Annotated in this window: 1 pseudogene; it reads left to right on the top strand. The window is 67.4% G+C overall.

Annotation, left to right across the window (positions count from 1 at the left end):
* Positions 1–688: pseudogene (locus tag MOV61_RS30125) on the top strand (hypothetical protein); the annotation flags it as partial.

The raw sequence follows: 688 nt of genomic DNA, 5'->3' as shown, positions 1-688 counted from the left end.
GACGCCGCCTTCATGAGCGGCCTCGTCCTGCCGCAAGCAGCCGCCACGCTTGCCGATCGCAAGCGTGAGGCGCTGATCTTCAGCGCCCGTTTCGGCGCCGAGCGGATCGGCCGCGTGCTCGCCATGGCTGCAACCGGCGAGATCGAACGCGAGGCGATGGACCGGATCATTGCCGCGACGCTCGAAATCATCGACCGGCGGGAGGATTGCTCGGATTTCGTGATGGTGCCGCTCCTCTGGCTCCTCAGCGAGTACGAGCGCGTCCTGGCACCGGCGGCGGCGGCAGACATCCGCGCCTCGGTCGCCGGCTACCGCTACTGGGTGGACGAGCCCGGCAACGACGTCATGTGGTTCTGGAGTGAGAACCATGTCCTGTGCTTCCACACCAGCCAGCTGATCGCCGGCAAGTTGATGCCGGATACCGTGTTCTCCGCGTCGGGCAGGACGGGTCGCGAGCAAGCGCAGCTGGCGGAAGGCCGGCTTCGCCGCTGGTTCGACAGCGTCGAGGCGCATGGCCTCGCCGAATGGAATTCCGCAGCCTATTATCCGGTGGATTTCATCGGGCTGCTCGCCCTCGAACGCTGGGGCGGGGACGATGTCGCCCCGCGTGCGCGCCATCAGCTGGATCTCATCTTCCGGATGATCGCGCTGCACACACTGGCGGGCGTTCCCGCCGGCTCGCAGGGGC

Origin of the sequence: Neorhizobium sp. BETTINA12A, assembly GCF_023006485.1 — a bacterium.
In the GTDB taxonomy this organism is placed as follows: Bacteria; Pseudomonadota; Alphaproteobacteria; order Rhizobiales; family Rhizobiaceae; genus Neorhizobium.
The sequence above is the reverse complement of the archived record's forward strand: the minus strand, read 5'-3'. Positions and strand labels throughout refer to the sequence as shown.